At 46.2% G+C, this 6797-nt stretch carries 6 protein-coding genes; 4 read left to right on the top strand and 2 right to left on the bottom strand.

Features of this window, described 5'->3' with window-relative positions:
* Positions 1 to 229: 229 nt before the first annotated feature.
* Positions 230 to 1243, bottom strand: coding sequence for a dTDP-glucose 4,6-dehydratase (gene rfbB / locus O3C43_24310; protein MDA1069611.1), 1014 nt, complete (start codon positions 1241 to 1243; stop codon positions 230 to 232).
* 5 nt (positions 1244 to 1248) lie between these two features.
* A complete protein-coding gene (locus O3C43_24315; protein MDA1069612.1) occupies positions 1249 to 2121 on the bottom strand; it encodes a sugar nucleotide-binding protein in 873 nt (290 codons plus the stop codon).
* A 138-nt stretch (positions 2122 to 2259) separates the two neighbouring features.
* Here O3C43_24315 and O3C43_24320 point away from each other — a divergent pair, with 138 nt between their 5' ends.
* Genes O3C43_24320 through O3C43_24335 form a run of 4 tightly spaced genes read left to right on the top strand, consistent with a single transcriptional unit; the run spans position 2260 to position 6737 of the window.
* Positions 2260 to 3633, top strand: a complete 1374-nt coding sequence (locus tag O3C43_24320) for a TolC family protein (GenBank protein MDA1069613.1) — start codon at positions 2260 to 2262, stop codon at positions 3631 to 3633.
* Positions 3633 to 4760: an efflux RND transporter periplasmic adaptor subunit gene (locus tag O3C43_24325; protein MDA1069614.1), complete on the top strand. Its 1128-nt coding sequence runs from the start codon at positions 3633 to 3635 to the stop codon at positions 4758 to 4760. Before O3C43_24320 ends, O3C43_24325 begins: the two co-directional genes overlap by 1 nt.
* 19 nt (positions 4761 to 4779) lie before the next feature.
* Entirely contained in the window at positions 4780 to 6027 is a 1248-nt protein-coding gene (locus O3C43_24330) for an ABC transporter permease (protein ID MDA1069615.1), read from the top strand.
* The gene (locus O3C43_24335; protein ID MDA1069616.1) at positions 6024 to 6737 is read left to right on the top strand and encodes an ABC transporter ATP-binding protein; all 714 of its coding nucleotides are present in this window, start codon (positions 6024 to 6026) and stop codon (positions 6735 to 6737) included. Before O3C43_24330 ends, O3C43_24335 begins: the two co-directional genes overlap by 4 nt.
* Positions 6738 to 6797 lie beyond the last annotated feature (60 nt).

Consider the following 6797-nt stretch of genomic DNA (forward strand, 5'->3'; position numbering starts at 1 on the left):
GATTACTGGCGTTGAGGCGACTTGAGGCCCAGACCTACATCGTCTCAGTCCCCAGGGAACCCATATGACGAATATTGAACATGGCGCGTTTTAAATATTGGGGTGATCTGGGAAATACCCCCGGCCATCTGAATCATTGGAGTGTGAACTCGTTTAAGCGAGATCTCGCGAAATCAGGGTTTCGGGTCGTCCAGGAATTAAATCCATTTCCCTGGATAATGATGGTTCTTCAGCCCGATTGATGCTCTAAATAATGGGAAACCGTTTTCTGGATTCCTGTTTCAAACGTTTCAGCCGGAGACCAGTTGAGTTCTTCCTTCATTTTGCTGGAATCGATGGCATAGCGTCGATCGTGCCCCTTGCGATCTGTCACAAAGGTTTTTTGACTAAGGTAGCTTTCTCCCTGCTCTTTGGGGCTTATGCCATCCAGTATCGAGCATAGGGTATCGACGATTTCGATGTTTGTCTTTTCGCAGTTGCCTCCTATGTTGTAGGTGGCACCCGGATCTCCTTTCTCCAAGACTCTTAAAATGCCGGTGCAGTGATCCGTTACATAGAGCCAGTCTCTTACGTTTAAACCGTCTCCGTAAATGGGCAGTTTTTCTCCCTTGAGCGCCTGCTGAATCATCAGGGGGATTAACTTTTCTGGAAACTGTCTCGGGCCGTAGTTATTTGAGCAGTTGGTGATCAGGGTCGGTAAGCCAAAGGTATGATGGTAGGCGCGCACCAAGTGGTCGCTGGCGGCTTTCGAGGCAGAGTAGGGGCTGTTCGGTTGGTATTGGTTTTCTTCAGTGAACGGAGGATCATAGGGTTCCAATGAGCCATAGACCTCGTCAGTTGATACATGCAGGAAGCGAAACGTGGCTTTACTCTCCTCCTTCAACGTATCGAAGTAAGTCAGACTCGCTTTAAGGAGTTCGTGTGTATCGACGACATTGGTTTGAATGAACGCATCGGGGCCTTCGATGGAGCGATCCACATGGGTCTCTGCGGCAAAATTAACGATCCAGTCAATCGCGTGGTCGCTGAGCAGTTGGTTAATAAGGCTTTGATCTCCAATATTACCTTTAACAAAGCTGAAGCGACGGTCTGTCAGATGATGGGCGAAATTTTCTTCCCGTCCCGCATAGGTGAGTAAGTCGAGACATAGAACCTTATCTATCCCCTCTACCTGTTTTGAGAGGAGGAGGTCGATAAAATGAGATCCGATAAATCCCGCGCCGCCGGTGACTAATACATTCATGTTTTTTAGGCTACCCACTCGCGGCAGGCTTTTTCGATCGCTTCATTTACGTCGGTTAATGTGATACCGGCATCTGCCAGTTTTTGAGACGACATCGTGCAATTGGATCGGGGAGTTCGGACGGCACGTTTCATAAAGTCTTCTTCGCTATCAAAGAACTTCAGCTCTTTGTGAACCAGGCCGTATTTTTTCATAATACTCGTTATCTGGCGAGCGGTGGTTGAGCCCGGGTTTGTTACGTTGTAAGTACCATAAGGGATTTCCTTCACGAAGGAATCGAGACAGGCATCAACAAACTCGAATCGTTGAGAGATTGAGTTTTCTGCATCGAGTAGCCACTCGTAATTCAGAAGTTTGCTAAGGTAATTGCGGGGATTGTTGCGTTCATCAAAAGGGATTCTCAGACGCCAGATGTACGCGTTTTTTGCGCCTTGGAGGACCTCTTCGCCCAACGCTTTGGTGCCGCTGTAGAAACTGGAGTTGTTGGTTCGGAAGTTAAAGTTGGGAGTATCATCCTCCCGGAATCCGTTCCCATCTGCGCGCTTGCCGGTGTAAATGCAACCTGAGGAAACATGTCCCCACGGGATGTCCAGCTCTTCGCAAGCTTCTCTGATGACTCCCGGCAAACCCGCATTTCCGAGGAGGCAGTTCGCCTTGTCCGCTTCGCAGGCGTCGACATTTGGTTTCCCGGTGTAGCCCGCTGCGTTGATGACTGCATTAGGTTTCTCCGCTTTTAATGCTTCGATCAGGATTTGAGGGTCATAGTAATTGATCTCTTTTCTGGAGAAATTCCGGTAGGAGATCCCGCGCTTCTCAAGAACTTCCTGGAATGCTTGACCAACATAGCCTGAGCCGCCGATTAATACAATGTGCTTCATTTTCAAAGTTGGTTATGTAGTGGACAAAGATTGTTTCTGACAAGGAGGAACATTCTCAAAAAAAATTTGCTCGATAAGTAGGGAAGAGGTACCATGCTGACCCATCTAATTTTCCAACATTCCTATCAACTAGTTTTTGTGAATTTTTTTCGACGCTCTATTTTAGCGACCTTATTTTTTGGATTTACCGGGTCAATCGACCTGTCTCTCCTGGCAATTGAACCCGATCAGCCGGTTCAGGTTATTCTGCCGGTACCTCTGGATCAGCTTAATTCAGAGCTCAAGGCACACATAAAAAAAGCGGCTGTTAACTCTTGGGACATGACCTTGCAGGACATCCTCGTTAAAAGAGGAGAAGCCATTTCTACCCAAATGAGTTCCGGTAAAGGCATCAAGTTAAGGTTGAATACGAATGTCGGGTTTCAAGATCAAAATTCTGGAGGAACCAGCTCTCAAGGGGTTCAATTTCGTTACGACGTAACTGCGAGAAAACCGATTTACCATTGGGGTGCTCTTGAAGCCGACCACGAAGTTGGGCTTCTCCAGGTTGAGTCCTCCAAGTATCATCGGCAAATCGCTTTTCTGAGTCTCTATCAGAATTTGATTAATCATTACGTGGACTACATCGTTTTAAAGCAGAGAGAAAAGGAACAGTTGTTGTCGCTTGAATTATTTGAAGCCGATTTGACCTTGTACCGTGACCAGGTCGAACGAGGTGAAATGTCCAACAGTATTTTTGTGTTGGAAGAAGTTAAATTTGAGCGCTCAAAACTAGTGTATGAGTCTTTGAAAAACTCTATCTTTCAGTTGGAAGATTCATTTAGAAGAGTGGCAGGTCTTGAAGAGAACGCAGCTATTACATCGAGTATTCATTTAGATGGAGCGGCTAACGACTTTTCCGTTTTAGAAAGTCAGATGGATGCGTTTATCTCTCAAATTGACAAAATGTCGCTACGATTTCAGGAGAAAAAGTTCCTCCTCGAACAGGAAGGTCTGCGTCTTCAAAAGTATACGGTCATTAATCGACCCAAGCTGGATGGCTTAGTTCGTTTCAGAAAAGATTCTGAGACCATTGCCACAGGGAACAGGAATAACCTCGAGTTGGAAGAGGCTTTCGCTGGGTTAGAGCTGAATTGGAGTCTTTATGATTCAGGTGCCCAAAAGGGGCTGGTGCTGAATTCGATTCAATTAAAACGCCAATTGGAACGCGAGTTAACCATGCTAAAAGATTCAATTGCGGCCGATTTGAATTATAAGCTGGCGAATCTGAAGGTGTTGGTACCGCAAAGCCGCTTGGACCAACAGGACTTCGGTTGGGCAGTCGGTTCTTACAATCAAGCGCTTGAGGATAGAAAGGCCGGTCGGGTTTCCGAAAAGGATCTTCTTATTTTAAGTCGCAATGTTGAAATAGCTAAAACTAAAGTATTCGTTTCAAGAGCCAATTATTTCAAAGCCCTGGCCAGTCTCAATGTGGCAATGGAGAGCACTTCTATTTTAGCATACCTAGATTAATGATACGTTACGTTATAGCCATAGTATTTCTATCAATTTGTGGATTCGCAGGTTGGATCTTTTATAAGAAGTTAGTCGTCAAAGAGGTCGTTGTTCAGGCAGTTGTTATCGACAAGGCTCAATCCGTCGTTCTTGGAACAGTCACTGTGAATGCCGATTTTACTACTGAAATTCGCTCCGGCGAGGCAGGTCGATTACTCGAAGTCCTGATTGAGGAGGGGCAAGAAGTGATAAATGGAGACGTCGTTGCGATGATTGATACCCGTGATCTGACCCTGGAGCTTGAAGCACGCCAAATTGATCTCGATCTGGCTCGAAATCGTGTCCTCGTTGGAAACCCCAAGCGATTCGAAGTCGAGGTTAGGCAGGAAGACCTTACTGAAGTTGAGCGACTCTTTGAACTGGGCCAGCGATCGGAGCGGCAGGTTAATGCCATCAAACGAGGCTTGCTCCAGGCAAAGGAGGACCTCCAAATGTCTGAACTCATTGCACAAACCGAAATTCAGCAATTGGAGAATGGGATCAAAGTCATCAAGCGGCGCCTTGAAAAAATGACCATCCGGTCTTCTATTGATGGAATCATTAACGATGTATTCAGCGAAAAGGGTGATTTGATCGGCTCTGGTGATCCTCTTGCATCGATCATTTCTAAAAAGCGGGTGGTTGTAGCTGAAGTGAGTGAAGAGAATTTTTCTGGATTAAAAGTCGGACAAAAAGCGGTCGTTCGTTTTCTATCCCTTGGCGGAACTCTCTACAATGCCGAGGTCATCAAGATATTTCCTTCTGCTGATCCTGTAACCCAACGCTATTCCATTCAGTTGAAGGTGGATGTTTCACAAGAAATTTTGGTCCCTGGCCTAACCGGAGAAGTAACTATTACAACAGCCGAACGAGATAACGCAAAAATGATACCTGCTCGTGCTTTGATGGGGGATCGCGTGTTTGTTTATAAGGATGGGCGACTAGAGTTTCGACAGATTATTTTCGGGTTTCGAGATCTAACCAGGGCCGAAGTAACCGAAGGTCTTGAAGAAGGTGAGCTGGTTGTGGTGGAAGACTTAGGCGATTTCCGGGATGGAGACCATGTAAGCCCAAAAGAGAGAACCGGTCTTCTTAGGAATCGCTAATCATAGGTTTCCTTTAGGTATGTCCCCAAATATCCGAATTGCGCTTCGATTCTTGACCGCCAATAAGCGCTCTATGGCGATGAGTCTTGCAGGGATCATCTTCGGCGTAGGCTTTTTCATATTTGGCCAAGCTCAGACCAGTGGATTCGAACGTTTTTTCATAAAAACCATTCTGGGGACAAATGGCGCCATTCGCGTGCAAGACCGCATCCGAGAGACATTTACCACTATGGAATTGAAAAATGAAGATGGGACTTCTTGGGTGGTTGAGAACACGGAAAACTTTAAATACATCGAAGGTATTGAACATCCGCTCGAGGTTATCGAAGCTCTCAAGAGCTTTGAAAGCGTTACGGGGATTTCCGAAGTGCTCAATGGTTCGGTCCAGCTTTCAAGTAATTTTCGGAGTTACAACGGCCGGATTTTCGGGATAAATATAGACGACCATTTAGCCGTTTCGGATCTTGAGGACCAAATCATCTTTGGGGATTTGAACGTTTTTCGCTCGAAACCTTCAGGTATTCTCATTGGTTCAGGGCTAGCGCGCCTGCTTCAGGTCAACATCGGTGACACCGTGATCATGACTACCCTTGGTCAAAATAACCGTTACACGGTTGCTTGTATCTTTGAAACGGGGGTATCGGATATCGATCGTGAGCGTATTTTTATGAAAATAGGTGAAGCGCGAAGTGTATTGCAGCGGCCCCACGGTGCCTCCTTTTTGCAGGTCAATTTGAAAGACCCTGATCGAGCGAGTGAAGAGGCACTTCATATGACCAATACCATTTATTACCATGTTGCCAGTTGGAAGGAGCGTGAAAAGACATGGCTTGATGTGTTCAAGGTAATCCGTTTTTCGACTGCGCTTACCGTTTCGACGATCATACTACTTTCTGGTCTTGGTATGTTTAACACCTTGGCGATGCTTGTTTTGGAAAAGACCAAGGAAATAGCGATCCTTCGTTCTATGGGATATACTAGAAACGACATTACCAGTATTTTCCTCTGGCAAGGAGTATTCGTACTTATGGCTGGGACCTCGTTGGGATGTCTGCTTGCAGTTCTTATCACTTTTGGAGTTGAAAGTATTCCTTTTCGCGTAAGAGGCATTTTTTCAACCGATTCGTTTGAGGTTTATTGGTCCTATTGGCATTACCTCACTGGAGTTCTGGTTGCCACAGTGACCGTAACGATCGCCTCTTATATACCCGCGAGACGGGCAGCGCTACTGGAACCGGGCGACATTATTCGGGGGACTTCTCAATGAGCGGATCTGCAACCCCATCTGTTTCCGAAGATCGGATTGCTCTTCGGTGCAAAAACATTCACCGATATTTGGGAGAAGGTGCAGGACGGGTTCACGTTTTAAAAGGAGTTTCTTTAGCGCTCGAACGTGGCAAGATTTACGCTATCGTCGGACCGTCCGGGTGTGGGAAGTCGACTTTATTATACCTGCTCGGCTTACTCGACAAACCGGATGAAGGAGAAATCTACATGGGTGGCCGGCCTATGACAACTGCCAGCGACGTTGGTCGCACGGCGGCCCGATGTGCTCATTTGGGATTTGTATTTCAGTTCCACTTTTTATTGAAGGAATTTTCCGCCCTCGAAAATGTGATGATTCCGATGCGAAAACTTGCCAACTTGCCTCCACTGGAAATGGAGGCCAAAGCAACCAGTTATCTGGAAAGCGTTGGACTTGGAGATAAAGTTAGTCGACTGGCCACGCAATTATCTGGAGGTGAGCAGCAGCGCGTTGCCATTGCGCGATCCCTGGCCAACTCGCCATCAGTTATTCTCGCAGATGAGCCGACCGGGAATCTTGATGTGGCAAATTCAAATATCGTGATCGAGCTTTTGACACGTCTTGCCCGGGAAAATGAGCAGGCTATCTTGATAGTTACTCATAACACCGAAATAGCGAAGCAATGTGATCATATTCTGACAATGGAGGACGGTCAGTTTTTAAGTTACTGATCAATCTTTAGGATAGACTACACTCCTGTTATATGCCACAGTGTATGAATGATAAAAATA

It is taken from the genome of Verrucomicrobiota bacterium (assembly GCA_027622555.1).
GTDB lineage: Bacteria > Verrucomicrobiota > Verrucomicrobiia > Opitutales > UBA2995 > UBA2995.

Coding starts and splice junctions, on each gene's coding strand:
- O3C43_24315 (MDA1069612.1), bottom strand. CDS start 2,121: ATGAAGCACATTGTATTAATCGGCGGCTCAGGCTATGTTGGTCAAGCA.
- O3C43_24330 (MDA1069615.1), top strand. CDS start 4,780: ATGTCCCCAAATATCCGAATTGCGCTTCGATTCTTGACCGCCAATAAG.
- O3C43_24335 (MDA1069616.1), top strand. CDS start 6,024: ATGAGCGGATCTGCAACCCCATCTGTTTCCGAAGATCGGATTGCTCTT.
- rfbB (MDA1069611.1), bottom strand. CDS start 1,243: ATGAATGTATTAGTCACCGGCGGCGCGGGATTTATCGGATCTCATTTT.
- O3C43_24325 (MDA1069614.1), top strand. CDS start 3,633: ATGATACGTTACGTTATAGCCATAGTATTTCTATCAATTTGTGGATTC.